Annotated in this window: 12 protein-coding genes, 3 tRNA genes and 1 pseudogene; 7 read left to right on the top strand and 9 right to left on the bottom strand. The window is 71.1% G+C overall.

Annotated elements, in window-relative coordinates:
• Positions 1-1,899 carry a DNA primase gene (gene dnaG / locus ACSU6L_RS25140; protein ID WP_437060252.1) on the top strand — a complete coding sequence of 633 codons (1,899 nt, stop codon included), beginning with the start codon at positions 1-3 and terminating at the stop codon, positions 1,897-1,899.
• 81 nt (positions 1,900-1,980) lie between these two features.
• Positions 1,981-3,215, top strand: a pseudogene (locus tag ACSU6L_RS25135) (RNA polymerase sigma factor).
• A 27-nt stretch (positions 3,216-3,242) separates the two neighbouring features.
• Here the strand turns inward: ACSU6L_RS25135 and ACSU6L_RS25130 are convergent.
• The 6 genes from ACSU6L_RS25130 to ACSU6L_RS25105 form a co-directional block, all read right to left on the bottom strand.
• Positions 3,243-3,665 (bottom strand): universal stress protein, encoded by a 423-nt coding sequence (locus tag ACSU6L_RS25130; protein ID WP_365506177.1) that lies wholly within the window; start codon positions 3,663-3,665, stop codon positions 3,243-3,245.
• 1 nt (position 3,666) lies between these two features.
• Positions 3,667-5,160: an APC family permease gene (locus ACSU6L_RS25125; protein WP_437060249.1), complete on the bottom strand. Its 1,494-nt coding sequence runs from the start codon at positions 5,158-5,160 to the stop codon at positions 3,667-3,669.
• A 101-nt stretch (positions 5,161-5,261) separates the two neighbouring features.
• A complete protein-coding gene (locus ACSU6L_RS25120) occupies positions 5,262-7,190 on the bottom strand; it encodes an ABC transporter ATP-binding protein (protein ID WP_437060247.1) in 1,929 nt (642 codons plus the stop codon).
• Complete coding sequence (locus ACSU6L_RS25115) at positions 7,190-8,923, bottom strand: ABC transporter ATP-binding protein (RefSeq protein ID WP_437060245.1); 1,734 nt, start codon at positions 8,921-8,923, stop codon at positions 7,190-7,192. The genes ACSU6L_RS25120 and ACSU6L_RS25115 overlap by 1 nt, the downstream gene beginning before the upstream one ends.
• Before the next feature lie 107 nt (positions 8,924-9,030).
• Positions 9,031-10,482, bottom strand: a complete 1,452-nt coding sequence (locus ACSU6L_RS25110; RefSeq protein WP_437060243.1) for a xylulokinase — start codon at positions 10,480-10,482, stop codon at positions 9,031-9,033.
• A gap of 150 nt (positions 10,483-10,632) precedes the next feature.
• A complete protein-coding gene (locus tag ACSU6L_RS25105) occupies positions 10,633-10,938 on the bottom strand; it encodes a YtxH domain-containing protein (RefSeq protein ID WP_437060241.1) in 306 nt (101 codons plus the stop codon).
• 155 nt (positions 10,939-11,093) lie between these two features.
• Between ACSU6L_RS25105 and ACSU6L_RS25100 the strand changes: the two genes are divergently transcribed.
• The 3 genes from ACSU6L_RS25100 (at position 11,094) to ACSU6L_RS25090 (ending at position 11,485) form a co-directional block, all read left to right on the top strand.
• Positions 11,094-11,166, top strand: a tRNA-Asn gene (locus ACSU6L_RS25100).
• Between the two features lie 5 nt (positions 11,167-11,171).
• Positions 11,172-11,244: transfer RNA gene (locus tag ACSU6L_RS25095), tRNA-Asn, on the top strand.
• A 167-nt stretch (positions 11,245-11,411) separates the two neighbouring features.
• A tRNA-Ile gene (locus ACSU6L_RS25090) sits at positions 11,412-11,485 on the top strand.
• A gap of 94 nt (positions 11,486-11,579) precedes the next feature.
• On the opposite strand, the gene ACSU6L_RS25085 is transcribed toward ACSU6L_RS25090, so the two are convergent.
• Positions 11,580-12,152: an ANTAR domain-containing protein gene (locus ACSU6L_RS25085; protein ID WP_437060239.1), complete on the bottom strand. Its 573-nt coding sequence runs from the start codon at positions 12,150-12,152 to the stop codon at positions 11,580-11,582.
• 173 nt (positions 12,153-12,325) lie between these two features.
• Here ACSU6L_RS25085 and ACSU6L_RS25080 point away from each other — a divergent pair, with 173 nt between their 5' ends.
• Together ACSU6L_RS25080 and ACSU6L_RS25075 are read left to right on the top strand one after the other, a co-directional pair.
• Entirely contained in the window at positions 12,326-12,631 is a 306-nt protein-coding gene (locus tag ACSU6L_RS25080; protein ID WP_437060237.1) for an STAS domain-containing protein, read from the top strand.
• On the top strand, positions 12,628-13,593 hold the full coding sequence (locus ACSU6L_RS25075; protein WP_437060235.1) for an anti-sigma factor RsbA family regulatory protein: 966 nt from the start codon (positions 12,628-12,630) through the stop codon (positions 13,591-13,593). The genes ACSU6L_RS25080 and ACSU6L_RS25075 overlap by 4 nt, the downstream gene beginning before the upstream one ends.
• A gap of 111 nt (positions 13,594-13,704) precedes the next feature.
• On the opposite strand, the gene ACSU6L_RS25070 is transcribed toward ACSU6L_RS25075, so the two are convergent.
• Both ACSU6L_RS25070 and ppdK read right to left on the bottom strand, forming a co-directional pair.
• Positions 13,705-14,154, bottom strand: a complete 450-nt coding sequence (locus tag ACSU6L_RS25070; RefSeq protein WP_437060233.1) for a hypothetical protein — start codon at positions 14,152-14,154, stop codon at positions 13,705-13,707.
• Positions 14,155-14,489: 335 nt separating this feature from the next.
• A complete protein-coding gene (gene ppdK / locus ACSU6L_RS25065; protein ID WP_437060231.1) occupies positions 14,490-17,237 on the bottom strand; it encodes a pyruvate, phosphate dikinase in 2,748 nt (915 codons plus the stop codon).
• Between the last annotated feature and the right edge of the window lie 179 nt (positions 17,238-17,416).

Below are 17,416 nucleotides of genomic sequence, written 5' to 3'. Positions count from 1 at the left end.
GTGGCAGGACGGATCAACGACGAGGACGTGAAGGCGGTACGGGACGCGGTCCCGATCGACGCCGTGGTGTCCGAGTACCTCCAGCTGCGCAACGCGGGCGGCGGCAACCTCAAGGGGCTGTGCCCGTTCCACGACGAGAAGTCGCCGTCCTTCCAGGTCAGCCCGAGCAAGGGACTCTTCCACTGCTTCGGCTGCCAGGAGGGCGGCGACACCATCACCTTCGTGATGAAGGTGGACCACCTCTCCTTCTCGGAGGCGGTCGAACGCCTGGCCGCCCAGGCCGGCATCACCCTGCGCTACGAGGAGGGCGGGTACAACCCCGCCCACCAGCGCGGCGAGCGCATCCGCCTGGTCGAGGCCCACAAGATCGCCGCCGAGTGGTACGCGGAACAGCTCGCCACCAGCCCCGAGGCCGACACCGGCCGGATCTTCCTCGCCGAGCGCGGCTTCGACCAGGCCGCCGCCGTCCACTTCGGCGTCGGCTACAGCCCGCAGGGCTGGGACCACCTCACCCGCTATCTGCGCGGCAAGGGCTTCAGCGACAAGGAGCTGATCCTGTCCGGGCTGTCGCAGGAGGGCCGGCGCGGCCCCATCGACCGCTTCCGCGGCCGGCTGATGTGGCCGATCCGCGACATCGGCGGCGACGTCGTCGGGTTCGGCGCCCGCAAGCTCTACGAGGCGGACAACGGACCGAAGTACCTCAACACCCCCGAGACGGCGATCTACAAGAAGTCCCAGGTCCTCTACGGCATCGACCTGGCGAAGAAGGACATCGCGAAGTCGTCCCGCGCGGTGGTGGTCGAGGGCTACACGGACGTGATGGCCTGCCATCTCGCCGGGGTGACGACAGCGATCGCCACCTGCGGCACCGCGTTCGGCGGCGACCACATCAAGATCCTCCGCCGGCTGCTGATGGACAACGGCAGCGCGCGCGTGATCTTCACCTTCGACGGCGACGCGGCCGGCCAGAAGGCGGCCCTGCGCGCCTTCGAGGACGACCAGAAGTTCGCCGCCGAGACCTACATCGCCATCGCCCCCGACGGCATGGACCCCTGCGACCTGCGGCTCGCCAAGGGCGACGAAGCGGTCGCCGACCTGGTCGAGCCGCGCACGCCGCTCTTCGAGTTCGCCCTCCGCCAGATCGTCTCCCGCTACGACCTGGACACCCCGGCGGGCCGCGCCGCCGCGCTCGACGAGGCCGCCCCGGTCGTCGCCCGCATCAAGAACAGCGGCGCCCAGCACGAGGTCGCCGTCGAGCTCGCGGGCATGCTCGGCATCCTCGACACCCAGTTCGTGGTCAAGCGGGTGGCGCAGCTGGCCCGTTGGGCCCGTGACCGGGGCGGCAGGGGCCCGGCGCCGGCGCGGGGCCCGCAACCGCCGTACGACGCCGCCCCGCGCCCTCAGGCCTCCGGCCCGGCGCTGACCCTCCGCAACCCGGTGTACGCGACGGAACGCGAGCTGCTCAAGCTCGCCCTCCAGCGCCCCGAACTGGTGTCCCCGGCGTTCGACGCGTACGGCGTCGACGAGTTCACCGCCGCGCCCTACGCCGCCGTACGGCAGGCCATCCTCGACGCCGGCGGCGCCGAGTACGGCACGCAGGACGCGCCGGAGTACCTGGCCCGGGTCCGGGACGCGGCCCCGGACGACACGGTCCGCGCGATGGTGACGGAACTGGCCGTCGAGGCCATCATGCGCAAGACGGTCGACGAGCACTACGCCGGTGTGCAGTTGGTGACGGTCCGCCGCCGCGCCGTCGCCCGTCGCCTCGCCGACCTGCAGAGTCTGCTGACCCGTCTCGGCAACGGCGATCCGGCGCAGGCCGCCGCCATCCAGAACGAGATGATGGTCCTCACGAGGTACGACCGGGCACTGCAGGACGAGGGCCCCTCGGCGCTCTGAGCGCGCGGTCACGAACCGGACGCAAAAAGTCACCGCACGCCCCTCGTGGCGGAGATGTGTCTTACCCCACACTGGGTCCCGGTGCCTGAGTCCTCGGAGCGCGGCCGATCCGTCCCTCACGGGTCCTACACCCCCGCGGTTCCGCCACCTCAGCAGCGATCACCCTGGAGGTCGCCCCCGTGCAGACCCAGACCCTCGTCCACACCGACATGCCGACCGACACGGATCCGGACGCGGAGCCGGACGTGCTGGCGGCCGTGCCGCCGCAGAGCCGTGTCGCGCACCACCCGGAAACGGAGGCGGAAACGGAGCCGGAGAGCGAACCGGAGACCGAACCGGAAGGCGGGCCGGCCGCGGAGCCGGAGCCCGTCGAACCGCCCCCCGGGCGGGTGGTGGACACCGGCGGACCCACCTCCGACCTGTTCCGGCAGTACCTGCGGGAGATCGGGCGGATCCCGCTGCTCACCGCCGCCGAGGAGGTCGAACTGGCCCGCCGCGTCGAGGCGGGGCTGTTCGCCGAGGAGAAACTGCTCCACACGCCCGACCTGGACAGCCAGCTCGCCCTCGACCTGGACCGTCTGGTCGTGATGGGCCGGATGGCCAAGCGGCGGCTGATCGAGGCGAACCTGCGGCTGGTGGTGTCCGTCGCCAAACGGTACGTGGGCCGCGGGCTGACCATGCTGGACCTCGTGCAGGAGGGCAACCTGGGCCTCATCCGGGCCGTCGAGAAGTTCGACTACGCCCGCGGCTACAAGTTCTCCACCTACGCCACCTGGTGGATCCGCCAGGCCATGTCCCGCGCCCTCGCCGACCAGGCCCGCACCATCCGGGTCCCGGTGCACGTCGTCGAGCTGATCAACCGGGTCGTGCGCGTCCAGCGCCGGATGCTCCAGGAGCGCGGCTACGAGCCGACGTCCGAGGAGGTCGCCGCCCAGCTCGACCTGCCGCCGGAACGGGTGGGCGAGGTGCTGCGGCTCGCCCAGGAGCCCGTCTCGCTGCACGCCCCCGTCGGCGAGGAGGACGATGTCGCGCTGGGCGACCTGATAGAGGACGGCGACGCCGCGTCCCCGGTGGAGTCCGCAGCGTTCCTGCTGCTCAGGGAGCACCTGGAGGCGGTCCTGTCCACCCTCGGCGAGCGGGAGCGCAAGGTCGTACAGCTCCGCTACGGGCTGGTGGACGGCCGTCCGCGCACCCTGGAGGAGATAGGGCGCATCTTCGGCGTCACCCGCGAACGCATCCGCCAGATCGAGTCGAAGACCCTCAACAAACTCCGCGACCACGCCTTCGCGGACCAGCTGCGGGGCTACCTGGACTGAGCCGGGGCCGGGACCCGGGGCCGGGTCTCACTCGTCCTCGGCGGTCGGCACGCACAGCACCGGCACGCGGGACAGGTGCAGCAGCTTGTGAGGCGTCGAGCCCAGCAGCGCGCCGCGCATCGGGCTCTCGCCCCAGCTCCCCACCACGATGACCCGCGCCCCGTGCCGGTCCGCCGCGCCGAGCAGCGCCTGGGCGGGCTTCTCGTCGAGGATCTCGACCGTGGTCGGCACGCCGGCCGCCTCGGCCACCGCGACCGCGTGCCGGAGCGCGGTGCGCCCGGCCTCGACGAGGGCCTGCCGATGGGCCGCGTACTCCTCGCCCACGGCTCCCGGGGCCGCGGCGCCGTAGACCAGCACGAGGGGTTCGCGGAAGGCGGCCGACACCTCGACGGCGACGCGCAGCGCGCGCACCGCCCCGGGGGACTCGTCGTATCCGAGGACGACCGCCATGTCAGGGCTCCTCCCGGCGGACCGGTTCGGCGTCGGCGACGCCCGGGCGCTCCGACCAGAAGGCGGGCGACACGAACCGCCACCACACCATGAGGACCACGCCCGTGACGGCGATGCCGATGCCGATGACCAGCGGTGGACCGAGCCCGAACCAGGAGACCCCGCTGTAACTGTTCGCCGGGTCGGCCATGTCGACGACCGACTCCACCAGCAGCCAGGCCAGCAGCGCGGCACCCACCACCGGGCCGAGGCCGATCAGCACGAGGTTCCGGACGCTTACGGTCAGCCGGCGGCGGTGGTAGACCGCGCAGGCGACGCCCGTGAGGGCGTAGTAGAAGGCGATCAGCAGCGACAGCGCGGTGAGCGAGTCGAAGAGCGCGTTCTCGCTGATCTGCTTGACGACCAGGTACCAGCCGATGGCGATCGCGGCAACCCACCAGGTGCTGACGTCGGGCGTGCGGTACCGCGGGTGGATCCGGGCGAACGACGCGGGCAGCGCGCGGCGGCGGGCCATGGACAGCGCCGTGCGGGAGGCCGGGATGATCGTCGTCTGCGTCGAGGCCAGCGCCGACGTCGACACCGCCAGCAGCACGACCCAGTCCCAGCCGCCCATGGCCTCCCCGGCGAGCAGGGCGAAGACGAACTCCTCCTCCCCGGCGTTCTCGGCGAGGAAGGCCGTCCCGGCGTAGGCGACCACCGCGAACGCGACCGACACGTACGTCACCAGCAGGATGACCGTCGACCAGACGGCGGCCCGGCCGGGCGCGGTGGCGGAGTCCGTCACCTCCTCGGTGAGGTTGACCGCCGACTCCCAGCCCCAGTAGATGAACACGCCCAGCAGCAGGGCGGCGGTCAGAAGGGCGCCTCCGGAGCCGAAGGGGTTCAGCCACTCGGCCGACGGCCGGACGGAGTCGAGGGTGCCGGTGCCGGCGTGGACGCGGTAGAGCGCCACGACGGCGAACGCGAGCAGGCAGGCGACCTGCGCGAGGATCAGCACGTTCTGCACCCTGGCCGACAGCTCGGTACCGATGACGCACAGGGCCGTCATGAGCAGGATGACCAGCACGGTCAGCGTCTGGCGTACGACCTCGTGCTCGGCCCAGCCGTCGAGGCCGAAGGTGAGCAGACCGAAGGTCACGGCGACGTCGGCCAGCGAACCGACCACCAGGACGCCGGTCATGGTGATGGCCCACCCGCCGAGCCACCCGGTCCACGGCCCCATGGCCCGGGTGACCCACGAGAAGGTCGTCCCGCAGTCCTGGTCGGCCCGGTTGAGGTGGTAGAACGCCGACGCGATCAGCAGCATGGGGACGAACGAGGCGACCATCACGCCGGGGGCGTAGACGCCCACGAGCGCCACGACGGGACCGATGGCGGCTGCCAGCGAGTACGCCGGGGACGTCGAGTTCAGTCCGATGACGAGCGCGTCGACGAACCCGATCGCGCCGGCCTTCAGCTCGACGGGCCGGGCCGCGTCCCCCTTGATGCCGGCCATGGTGCCTCGCTCGTTCGGGCGCCTGCGGCGCAGGGACTCCTCCCTGATTCTGCGGCGGGCCGGTGGCCTCGGCAAACCGGGGCCACCGGCCGGGCGAACCCTCAGTCCACCTCGGCGACCGCCTGCGCGAACTGCGCCTGGTACAGCCGTGCGTACGCCCCGCCCGTCGCCAGGAGTTCGGTGTGCGAGCCCTGCTCGACGATCGAGCCGTTCTCCATCACCAGGATGGTGTCGGCGTCCCGGATGGTCGACAGCCGGTGGGCGATGACGAACGACGTCCTGCCGTGCGCCAGTTTGGCCATCGCCTTCTGGATCAGCACCTCGGTGCGGGTGTCGACGGAGCTGGTCGCCTCGTCGAGCACCAGGATCACCGGGTCGGACAGGAACGCCCGCGCGATGGTGATGAGCTGCTTCTCACCGGCGCTGACGCCCGAGCCCTCGTCGTCGATCACGGTGTCGTAGCCGTCGGGCAGGGTGCGGATGAACCGGTCGGCGTGGGCCGCCCGCGCGGCCTCCTCGATCTCGCCGCGGGTGACCTTCCTGGACGCCCCGTACGCGATGTTCTCCGCGATGGTGCCGCCGAACAGCCAGGTGTCCTGGAGCACCATGCCGATCCCGGAGCGCAGTTCGTCCCGGGACATCTCGGCGATGTCGACGCCGTCGAGGGTGATCCGGCCGCCGGACACGTCGTAGAACCGCATCAGCAGGTTCACCAGCGTGGTCTTGCCGGCGCCGGTCGGGCCGACGATCGCCACCGTCTGCCCCGGTTCCACCGTCAGCGTCAGGTCCTCGATCAGCGGCTTCTCCGGGTCGTACCGGAAGGACACCTGCTCCAGCGCGACCCGGCCGCGCGGCTCCTCCGGCCGCACCCCCGGCACCGGGTCCGCCGACTGCTCCTCCGCGTCGAGGAGTTCGAAGATCCGCTCGGCGGAGGCGACGCCGGACTGCACCAGGTTGGCCATGGACGCGAGCTGCGTCAGCGGCATCGAGAACTGCCGCGAGTACTGGATGAACGCCTGCACGTCGCCGATCGACAGCGACCCGGACGCCACCCGCAGGCCGCCGACCACCGCGACCAGGACGTAGTTCAGGTTGGAGACGAACATCATCAGCGGCTGCATGATGCCGCTGTTGAACTGCGCCTTGAACCCGGCCTCGTACAGCGCCTCGTTCTGCTCGGCGAACTGCTTCGCCGACTCCTCCTGCCGCCCGAACACCTTCACCAGGGTGTGCCCGGTGTACATCTCCTCGATGTGCGCGTTGAGCGTGCCGGTGGACCGCCACTGCTGCACGAAGTGCGGCTGCGACCCCTTGCCGACCCACGTCGCCACGTACAGCGACAGCGGGACCGTCACCAGCGCGACCAGCGCGAGGATCCACGACACCCAGAACATCATCGCGAGCACGCCGATGATGGTCAGCAGCGAGTTGATCAGCTGGCCCATCGACTGCTGGAGGGTCTGCCCGATGTTGTCGATGTCGTTGGTCGCCCGGGACAGCACCTCGCCGCGCTGGCGCTTGTCGAAGTACGACAGCGGCAGCCGCGACAGCTTCGTCTGCACGTCCTCGCGCATCCGGTACATGGTCCGGTTCACGGCCCGGTTCACCAGCCGCGTCGCCACCGCCATCAGCAGCCCGGCGACCACGAACACGACGAGCGCGAACAGCAGCACGTTCCCGACGGCGGTGAAGTCGATACCCTCGCCGGGCGTGAAGTCGGTGCCACGCAGCATGTCGGCGATGTCGCCGTCGCCGCGCTCCCGCATCGCCTCCAGCACCTGTTCCTTGGTGGCGCCGGGCTCCATCTGCCGCCCGACGATGCCCGCGAAGACCAGGTCGGTGGCCTCGCCGAGGATCTTCGGCCCGGCCACCGACAGGCCCACGCTGATCAGCACGCACAGCAGCAGCGCGTAGATCGTGAACCGCTCCGGCCGGAACTGCGCGACGAGCCGCCGGCCCGACACCTTGAAGTCCAGCGAGCGGTGGTCCGGTCCGGTCCCGGCCATCATCCGCCCCATGGGCCCGGCCATCAGGCAGCCTCCGCTTCCGTCAGCTGGGAGAGCACGATCTCCCGGTAGGTCTCGTTGTCCGCCATCAGCTCGTGGTGCCGGCCGGTGCCGACCACCCGGCCCTCGTCGAGCACGATGATCCGGTCGGCGTCCCGGATGGTCGCCACCCGCTGGGCGACGATCACCACGGTCGCCTCGGCGGTCTCCCGGGCGAGCGCGGCGCGCAGGGCCGCGTCGGTGGCGTAGTCGAGGGCGGAGAAGGAGTCGTCGAAGAGGTAGATCTCCGGGCGCTGGACGAGGGTGCGGGCGATGGCGAGCCGCTGCCGCTGACCGCCGGACACATTGGTGCCGCCCTGCGCGATCGGGGAGTCCAGCCCGTTCTCCAGCCGCTCCACGAAGTCCTTGGCCTGCGCGACCTCCAGCGCGTGCCACAGCTCCTCGTCCGTGGCGTCCGGGTTGCCGTAGCGCAGGTTGGTGGCGACCGTGCCCGCGAAGAGGTAGGGCTTCTGCGGGACGAGGCCGACTGTCCTGGCCAGCAGCCGCGGGTCGACGGTCCGTACGTCCTCGCCGTCGACGAGGACCTCGCCGTCCGTCGCGTCGAACAGCCGGGGCACGAGGCCCAGCAGGGTGGACTTGCCGCTGCCCGTCGAGCCGATCACGGCGGTCGTCTCGCCCGGCCGGGCGACGAGGTCGACGGCCTTCAGCACCGGCTCCTCGGCACCCGGGTAGCGGAAGCCCGCGCCCCGGATCTCCAGGTGCCCGTGCCGGCGCAGCTCGGTGACCGGCGCCGACGGCGGGACGACGCTGGAGGACATGTCCAGCACCTCCTGCACGCGCTCGGCGCACACCTCCGCGCGCGGCACCATCATGAACATGAAGGTGGCCATCATCACGGACATCACGATCTGCATCAGATAGGCGAGGAACGCGGTCAGGTCGCCGATCTGCATGCCGCCGCTGTCGATGCGGTGCGCGCCGAACCACACCACCGCGATGGACGACAGGTTCACCACCGTCATGACGATCGGGAACATCAGCGCGAGCAGGTTGCCGGTGCTCAGCGACATGTCGGTCAGCTCGGTGTTCGCCCGGCGGAAGCGCTGCTGCTCGTACTCGTCGCGGACGAAGGCGCGGATCACCCGGTTGCCGGTGATCTGCTCGCGCAGCACCCGGTTCACCGTGTCCAGCCGCTCCTGCATGGTCCGGAACAGCGGCCGCAGCCGCCGCACGATCAACGTCACACAGATGCCGAGCACGGGCACGACGGCGACCAGCACGGCCGACAGCGGCACGTCCAGGCCGAGCGCCAGCACGATGCCGCCCGCGCACATGATCGGCGCCGACACCATCAGCGTGAACGTCATCAGGGCCAGCATCTGGATCTGCTGGACGTCGTTCGTCGTCCGGGTGATCAGCGAGGGCGCGCCGAAGTGGCCGACCTCGCGGGCGGAGAAGGACTGCACCCGGTCGAAGACGGCGGCCCGCACGTCCCGGCCGAGCGCCGAGGCGGTACGGGCGCCGTAGTAGACCGCGCCGATGTTGCAGACGACCTGGACCAGCGAGATGCCGATCATCAGGGCGCCGAAGGACAGGATGTAGCCGGTGTCGCCGGTCACGACACCGTTGTCGATGATGTCCGCGTTCAGGGTCGGCAGGTAGAGGGTCGCGCAGGTCTGCAGGAACTGCAGCAGCACCAGCACGGCGATGGGTTTTCGGTAGGGCCTGAGGTAGGTCCGCAGGAGTCGTATGAGCACGCTGGGTCTCTCGGAGTCGGCGGTAGGGGCGGTTGGTTGCCCTTGGCCCCTATCGTCGAACACTCCACCCGCGTTACCTCAACCGAATAACCGGAGCAGGCGGGGAGTTACAACCGGAACGCCCCCGGATGGGTCTGTTCCCGCACCGACACGAACTGCTGCCGCACCGCCTGCCCGACCGCCAGTTCCTCGCCGGGCTCCAGCACCTGCGCGACCGCGCCCTGCCAGGCCGGCGGGGTGCGCGGGTCGAGGGTGCCCTGCGACACCCCGAGCGCCCAGGCGGCCTGCCGGGCGGCGCCGATCGCCGCGTAGTCGGCGGGCTGCGGTACGACGACCTGCGCGCCGAACAGGGACGGCGCGCAGGCTTGCACGGCGGGCAGCTCGGCCGCCGCCCCCAGCAGGAAGATCCGCCGCACCTCCACACCCCGCCCGCGCAGCACGTCCAGCGCGTCGGCGAGCCCGCACAGCATGCCCTCGAACGCGGCCCGCGCCAGGTGCTCCGGCTTCATCGACTCCCGCCGCAGACCGGCCAGCGTCCCCGCGGTGTGCGGCAGCGCGGGCGTCCGCTCGCCTTCGAGATACGGCAGGAACACGAGGCCGTGGGCGCCGGGCGTCGACTTCAGCGCCAGGTCGGACAGGCTCTCCAGGTCGGGCAGGCCGAGGAGTTCGGCGGTGCCGCGCAGGGTGCGCACGGCGTTCAGCGTCGTCACCACCGGCAGGTGCATGCCGGTCGCGTCGGCCAGCGAGGTGATCGTCCCCGACGGGTCGTGCAGCGCCTCGGGGTGGACGGCCATGACGGAACCCGAGGCTCCGAGCGAGACGACGGCGTCGCCGAACCCGAGGCCCAGGCCGAACGCGGCCGCCATCGTCTCGACGGTCCCCGCGGAGATCAGCAGCCCCTCCGGCGTCGTACCGGCCGCGTCCGAGGGACCGATCACCTCCGGCAGCATGGCCTGGTGGCCGAGCGCCAGCTCCACCAGGTCGGCCCGGTAGCCACCGGTGGCGGCGGACCAGTAGCCGGTGCCGGAGGCGCCGCCGCGGTCCGTGGTCCGGCGCACCGGCCGGCCGAGCAGCTGCCACACCAGCCAGTCGTGCGCCTGCAGCAGCACCGCGGTGCGGGCGGCGGCCTCCGGCTCGTTCTTCGCCAGCCAGCGCAGCTTGGTCACCGGCTGCGCGGCCTGCGGCACACAGCCGACGGCGTGCGCCCAGGCCTCCCGCCCGCCGAGCGCCTCCACCAGGTCGGCGGCGGCGACCTGCGCCCGCTTGTCCCCGCCGACCAGCGCGGGCCGCACGGTGTTGCCCTGCGCGTCCAGCGGGACCACCGCGTTCGCCTGCGCGGCCACGCCGATCGCCTGCACGCCCTCCAGCAGCCCGCCGCCGGCGGCCTCCCCGAGGGAGAGCAGCCAGGCCTGCGGATCGACGTCACTGGGCCGGCCGCCGTCGGGACTGTCCAGCGGATGGGGGGCATATCCCTGCCTGAGCACGGCCCCCGTGTCCGTGTCGCAGACGACGATACGAGTGAAATCGGGCGAACTGTCCAACCCGGCGACTATCCCCATGTCAGAGATTGTGCCGCAGCGCTGCGCCTGCCTGAGCCGTGGCGCCGTGGGGAGCGCTTGCCGTCCGACGGGTGCGGGTTGTGCGGGGCCGGTCGCGCAGTTCCCCGCGCTCCTGAGCGGCGTGGCTGCCCCCGGCACTCACCGGAACCGCTATGTGTTGCTAGTGCCCCAGTCGTCGTCCGCGCCGTTGTGGACGCTGCGTTCGCGCAGGGTGCGGACGCGGTGGGCCACCGAGTCCGGCATGTGGTCGCCGACCTTGTGGCTGACCACGTGGTACGCCTTGCCGGCGAACTGGCGGCCCTGCTGGGCGGCGCTCTCCGCGGTGTTGCGGACGGCCGGGTTCTGCGCGATCTGCTGGGCCGACTTCCGGAGCTGCTCGTAGCGCTCGCGCCCGGCCCTCGAGCCCAGCACGTAGCCCAGAGCGAGGCCGGCGATGAACGTGAGCCGGTAGCGCATGGCGGCCACCCTTTCGTTGCGTAGTCCCGGCACCGCATCGGGCCCGGGGGAACCGATTGGCGGAGCACCCCCCTGCTTGCGCTAATGTATGTGTCGCAGCGAGCGGGCGCCCCCTGGCGGATACCCAGGTAGGCACGTTCGATGCAACGAGGCATTCCTCCGTAGCTCAATTGGCAGAGCAGCCGGCTGTTAACCGGCAGGTTACTGGTTCGAGTCCAGTCGGGGGAGCTCGGTCCTCCGTAGCTCAATTGGCAGAGCAGCCGGCTGTTAACCGGCAGGTTACTGGTTCGAGTCCAGTCGGGGGAGCATGCTGAACGAGGACCCTCCGGGGTCCTTTTTCATGCCCGGTGGAACCGCTCGCGCCGCGGCGGAGTCCTCATGGTCGTGTGAAGCCGACCATGCCGGAGCAGGAGATCGTATGAGCGGCTATGCTGCGGCAGACGGCGCGCACAAATGTGCGCGACGCGCCGTAAGGGGCGGTAGCTCAGCCGGTTAGAGCAGCGGACTCATAATCCGTCGGCCGTGGGTTCGAGTCCCACCCGCCCCACCGCACAGCCCAGGTGCAGAATCGATCTGACCTGTGGGCTTGAAGGGATGACGGCCGCCACGCCGAGCGTGCGGCCGTCGTTCACCCGCCTGGATCAGCCGCGCGCGGCGCCCCCGCCGCCGTGGAACCGGGCGATCGCCGTACGCAGGGCCCTGTCGACGGGTTCCGGCGGCGCCGTGGCGGCGTGCTCGGTACTCGCGGTGACCGTCGCGGCGATCGTGCGGAGCTTGGTGTTGGAGAGCTGGGAGGCCTCGCGCAGGATCTGCCACGCCTCGTCGGACGTGCAGCCGTGGGTGGCCATCAGGATGCCGCGGGCCTGGTCGATCACCGGGCGGGTCGCCATCGCCCGGCGAAGCTGCTCGACCTCCTTGCACAGCTCCCAGAAGTCACGCGGCTGGCCGCGCCAGTTCACGGCCGACACGGGGATCATGTGCCGTTCGCCATGGTCGCGCAGCAGGTCCAGGAAGCCCCTGCCGGCGGTGTCCATGAAGCCCACGCCCGACATGTCCACCTCGATCCGGCGGGTGCCGGCGGGGAGTCGGGCCAGGGCCCGGGCCAGGGTCTCCGCGCAGCCGTGGACTAGTTCACCGCGTGCGGCGAGCACCGCCCGGCCGGTGTCGTCCGTGTGGCCCTCGATGATCAGCGGGTTCGACTCGGCAGTCCTCACAACCGTCCTCGACTCAACATCGTCCGTTCGGCTCAACCGTTGTCGTCCGTCCTCGCGACACCGTGCGCCTGCCCGGTGTGCGGGGCGGTACACCCATCCGTGATGGAGCGGCCGGGAATGACCGGTACTGCGCGCGGGTACGTGCGTTGTCGTCCGAGAGAGTGGGAGGCGGCGTGCGGTTGACGGTGTCGCCGCTGGCCGAGCGGCGCGGGGTGCGGGCGGCCGGCGAGGTCGGTCTGACCACGCACGGGATCTGGGAGCGTGCCCTGCACCGGGCCGTCCGGGACGGCGAGGGGATGTGCCATCTCGAGCTGTCCGCGGTGACGTTCGTCGACGTCGCCGGTGCCGGGGTGCTGGTGGCCGCCGCCGGGCGGCTGGGCGACGGGCGTATGGTGCTGCACCGGCCTCCGTTCGCGCTGCGCCGCACCCTGGAACTGTTCTGGCCCGACCTGCCGGCGATCGAGGTGTCGATGTCATGAGTACCGATGCCATGGGTGCCGACGCCGTGCACAGCGACGACGACCCGTTCATCCACCCCGCCCTGTTCTACGGCGACGACGAGGAGTACCTGGCGGGCACCGTCCCCTTCGTGCGGGAGGGGCTGGACGCCGGGGAGCCGGTCGCGGTGGCCGTGCCCGGGGAGCGGCTGGCGCTGATCCGGGACGGGCTGGGCGAGGCGGCCGCCGACGTTCGGCTGCTGGACATGCGGGAGGCTGGCCGCAACCCCGGCCGGATCATCCCCGGTGTGCTGCGCCAGTTCGCCGACGCGCAGCCGCCCGGCCGCCGGGTGCGGATCATCGGGGAGCCGGTCTGGGCGGGTCGCAGTGCGACCGAGTACCCGGCCTGCGTCCAGCACGAGGCGCTCATCAACGCCGCGTTCACCGGCCGCGCGGTGACCATCCTGTGCCCGTACGACGTGAGCCGCCTCCAGGCCGACGTGGTCGCCGACGCCTGCGCCACCCATCCCACGGTCGTGGAGGCGGGCACCGGCGGCGCGGGGCGGGTCAGTGAGGCCTACGACCCCGACGGCGTCGTCGCCCGCTACAACCGGCCCCTGACCGTCGTCCCGGACGCCCTGGCCGTCGTGTTCGACGCGGAGTCGCTGCCGGAGGCCCGGCACGTCGTCACCGGCGAGGGCGCCCGCCACGGCCTCACCGGCACCCGGCTCGGCGACCTCGCCCTGGTCACCGCCGAGCTGACCACCAACAGCGTGGTGCACGGCGGCGGCACGGGCACCGTGCGGGTGTGGGCGGAGGACGGACACCTGGTGGTCGAGGTGCGCGACAGGGGCAGGCTCACCGACCCGCTCGCCGGCCGCCGGCCCGCCCCGCAGACACAGCGCGGCGGACGCGGGCTGCTGCTGGTCAACCTGGTCTCCGACCTCGTACGCACGCACACGGACGACGCGGGCACGACGGTGCGCTGCTGGTTCGCCGTGTGACCGGGGCCGCATGAGCGAAGCCCGGCGACCGAGGCACTGGCCGAGGCGGACGCGCCCGCCGTGGGGGCGGGCGGGGTCACGCGGAAAGCCGGTGGGACCGCGCTGGGCGAATCATGCGACCGGAGTGGAACAACCGCACTTGACCGTACATGTCCACCCCAGTTCGCCGCCGCGCCAGCAGTAGCACTTCCCCATCTGCAAGGTGCCCGGCGGACAGTTCACCTGTGCCTTGCAGTCGGCCCTGGCTGCCTCGCACGCCTCCTTCTGGTCCGCCCCGTCACCCTGCCCCTGCACCTCGTCGGAGGCGCCGAGGTGCTCCAGGGCGATTCGGCCGTCGTCGCAGTCGCTGCAGTCCACCACGGAGATCTGACCGTCTCCGTTCCCTCCCCGGACCGCCTGGAACGCGTTGATCACATCGATGGTGACGGAGCCGACCACGCCGTCCTCGTCGATTGCGGGAAGGCCCTGGTCCTTCCGCCAGACGTTGAGGAACGCCTGCACTTCTTCCACGTCGTCAGGCTTGTTGTCGCCGCCGGCTCCGACCGTTCGCACAGATGGCATGCATGCTCCCAGACATATGAGGACGATTCGGTCACACGCCAGCCAGTGTGATGGTACCTGCGGACCTGATCTGTCCGACACGCGCGGGTACTCCAAGCCCAGTCGGAGCGTGCCGCCGTCACGGGTGAGGAGACCCCGGAGCGCGGGGCCGCGACCACGTCGGTGCGGCCCAGCTTGGGGGTACCCGCACAAATGCCTGAAAGGGCGGCACCCCCGCACAGGGTGCCGCCCTTTCCTGAGTGACCGGAGCCGTCGCCGATCGGTGAGGGTCGGGTGACAAGCGACGGCTCCGGGGCCGGGGAGGCCGGGTGGTGGGCCCGGCCTCCGAGTGAGGGTCAGCGGTGGTCGCTGCCCTCCGACGACGACGCCGCGCGGCCGGCCTCCAGGCGGGCGACCGGGATGCGGAACGGGGAGCAGGAGACGTAGTCCAGGCCGACCTCGTGGAAGAAGTGGACGGACTCGGGGTCGCCGCCGTGCTCGCCGCAGACGCCGAGCTTGATGTCCGGGCGGGTCTCGCGGCCCGCCTTCGCCGCCTGCTTGACCAGCGAGCCGACGCCGTCCTTGTCGATGGTCTCGAACGGCGAGACTCCGAAGATGCCCTTCTCCAGGTACGCCGTGAAGAACGAGGCCTCCACGTCGTCGCGGCTGAAGCCCCACACCGTCTGGGTCAGGTCGTTGGTGCCGAAGGAGAAGAACTCGGCGGCCTCGGCGATCTGACCGGCCGTCACCGCGGCGCGCGGCAGCTCGATCATCGTGCCGATGGACAGCTTCAGCTCGGTGCCGGTGGCGGCCTCGACCTCGGCGATGACCTGGTCGGCCTCCTCGCGGACGATCTCCAGCTCCTGGACGGTGCCGACGAGCGGGATCATGATCTCGGCGCGCGGGTCGCCCTTGGCGTTCTTGCGCTCGGCGGCCGCCTCGGCGATCGCGCGGACCTGCATGGTGAACAGGCCGGGGATGACGAGGCCCAGGCGCACGCCGCGCAGACCCAGCATCGGGTTCTGCTCGTGCAGGCGGTGCACGGCCTGGAGCAGGCGCAGCTCGTTCTCGTGCGGCTCCTGGCGGGACTCGGCGAGGGCCACGCGGACCGACAGCTCGGTGATGTCGGGCAGGAACTCGTGCAGCGGCGGGTCGAGCAGCCGGACGGTGACGGGCAGGCCGTCCATCGCGGAGAACAGCTCCACGAAGTCCTTCTTCTGCAGCGGCAGCAGCTGCGCCAGGGCCTCCTCGCGCTCGTCCTCGGTGTCGGCCAGGATCAGCCGCTCGACCAGCTCGCGCCGGTCGCCGAGGAACATGTGCTCGGTGCGGCACAGGCCGATGCCCTGGGCGCCGAAGCGGCGTGCGCGCAGCGCGTCCTCGGCGTTGTCGGCGTTGGCGCGCACCCGCAGGCGGCGCTTGCGGTCCGCGAACGCCATGATGCGGTGCACGGCCTCGACGAGTTCGTCGGCGTCCTGGGCGCCGGCGTGCATGCGGCCCTCGAAGTACTCGACGACCGGGGACGGGACGACCGGGACCTCACCCAGGTACACCTTGCCCGACGAGCCGTCGATGGAGATCAGGTCGCCCTCCTCCACCACGTGGCCGCCCGGCACCGTCATCCGGCGGCGCTTGGTGTCGACCTCCAGCTCCTCCGCGCCGCAGACACAGGTCTTGCCCATGCCGCGGGCGACGACGGCCGCGTGGGAGGTCTTGCCGCCGCGCGAGGTGAGGATGCCCTCGGCCGCGATCATGCCGTCCAGGTCGTCGGGGTTGGTCTCGCGGCGGATCAGGATGACCTTCTCGCCGGAGCGGGACCACTTCACCGCGGTGTACGAGTCGAAGACCGCCTTGCCGACCGCCGCGCCCGGCGAGGCGGCGATGCCCCGGCCGACCTGCTCGACCTTCGCCTTCTCGTCGAAGCGGGGGAACATCAGCTGGGCGAGCTGGGCGCCGGTGACGCGCTGCAGCGCCTCGGCCTCGTCGATCAGGCCCTGGTCCACCAGCTGGGTCGCGATGCGGAAGGCCGCGCCCGCCGTGCGCTTGCCGACGCGGGTCTGGAGCATCCAGAGCTGGCCGCGCTCGATGGTGAACTCGATGTCGCAGAGATCCTTGTAGTGGTTCTCCAGGGTCTCCATGATCTGCATCAGCTGGTCGTACGACTTCTTGTCGATCGACTCCAGCTCCGCCAGCGGGACCGTGTTGCGGATGCCCGCCACGACGTCCTCGCCCTGGGCGTTCTGCAGGTAGTCGCCGTAGACGCCCTGGTGGCCGGAGGCGGGGTCACGGGTGAACGCGACGCCCGTGCCGGAGTCCGGGCCGAGGTTGCCGAAGACCATCGAGCAGACGTTGACGGCGGTGCCGAGGTCGTGCGGGATGCGCTCCTGGCGGCGGTACAGCTTGGCGCGGTCGCCGTTCCAGGAGTCGAAGACCGCCTTGATGGCGAGGTCCATCTGCTCGCGCGGGTCCTGCGGGAAGTCGCGGCCCGCCTCCTTCTTGACGATCTTCTTGAAGGCGGTGACGAGCTTCTTGAGGTCGGCGGCCTCCAGCTCGGTGTCGACCGTGACCTTCTTGGCCTCCTTGGCCTTGTCCAGCGCCTCCTCGAAGAGCTCGCCGTCGACGCCGAGGACGGTCTTGCCGAACATCTGGATGAGGCGGCGGTAGGAGTCCCAGGCGAACCGGTCGTCGCCGGCCTGCTTGGCGAGGCCCTGGACCGACTTGTCGGAGAGGCCGATGTTGAGGACGGTGTCCATCATGCCCGGCATGGAGAACTTGGCGCCGGAGCGGACCGACACCAGGAGCGGGTCGTCGGCCTGGCCCAGCTTCTTGCCCATCCGCTGCTCCAGCGCGTCGAGGTGCGCACTCACCTCGTCACGCAGTGCCGCCGGCTCCTCGCCGCTCTCCAGGTAGACCTTGCAGGCCTCCGTGGTGATGGTGAAGCCGGGCGGGACGGGAAGGCCCAGGTTGGTCATCTCGGCGAGGTTCGCGCCCTTGCCGCCGAGGAGGTCCTTGAGGTCCTTGTTGCCTTCGGTGAAGTCGTAGACGAACTTCACGCCCTCAACGCTGCCGGCCTGCTCGGCTACCTGGGGATCTTTGTTTTCCGACACGGGTCTCGACTCCTCGAGGACGCGGTGGCTGCCCTGACGGCGAGGAACATACCCAGATCGAAGGCGCCTGGGTACGTCTACTTGTGCGTCATGCGCCTGTAACCACTCGTCCGCCAGCGGATCGAAAGTCAAAGCTTGGTAAGCCGCCGACGGCTTATGTTTTCACTTCTTGAACGCAT

Source organism: Streptomyces sp. enrichment culture, from assembly GCF_964272855.1.
Classification (GTDB): domain Bacteria; phylum Actinomycetota; class Actinomycetes; order Streptomycetales; family Streptomycetaceae; genus Streptomyces.
The sequence above is the reverse complement of the archived record's forward strand: the minus strand, read 5'-3'. Positions and strand labels throughout refer to the sequence as shown.

Bases quoted from the DNA above. Each gene is read 5' to 3' on its own strand.
- ACSU6L_RS25130 (WP_365506177.1), bottom strand. From the start codon at position 3,665: ATGGCGGTCGTCCTCGGATACGACGAGTCCCCCGGGGCGGTGCGCGCG.
- ACSU6L_RS25105 (WP_437060241.1), bottom strand. From the start codon at position 10,938: ATGCGCTACCGGCTCACGTTCATCGCCGGCCTCGCTCTGGGCTACGTG.
- ACSU6L_RS25075 (WP_437060235.1), top strand. From the start codon at position 12,628: ATGAGTACCGATGCCATGGGTGCCGACGCCGTGCACAGCGACGACGAC.
- ACSU6L_RS25070 (WP_437060233.1), bottom strand. From the start codon at position 14,154: ATGCCATCTGTGCGAACGGTCGGAGCCGGCGGCGACAACAAGCCTGAC.
- ACSU6L_RS25125 (WP_437060249.1), bottom strand. From the start codon at position 5,160: ATGGCCGGCATCAAGGGGGACGCGGCCCGGCCCGTCGAGCTGAAGGCC.
- ACSU6L_RS25110 (WP_437060243.1), bottom strand. From the start codon at position 10,482: ATGGGGATAGTCGCCGGGTTGGACAGTTCGCCCGATTTCACTCGTATC.
- ACSU6L_RS25120 (WP_437060247.1), bottom strand. From the start codon at position 7,190: ATGGCCGGGCCCATGGGGCGGATGATGGCCGGGACCGGACCGGACCAC.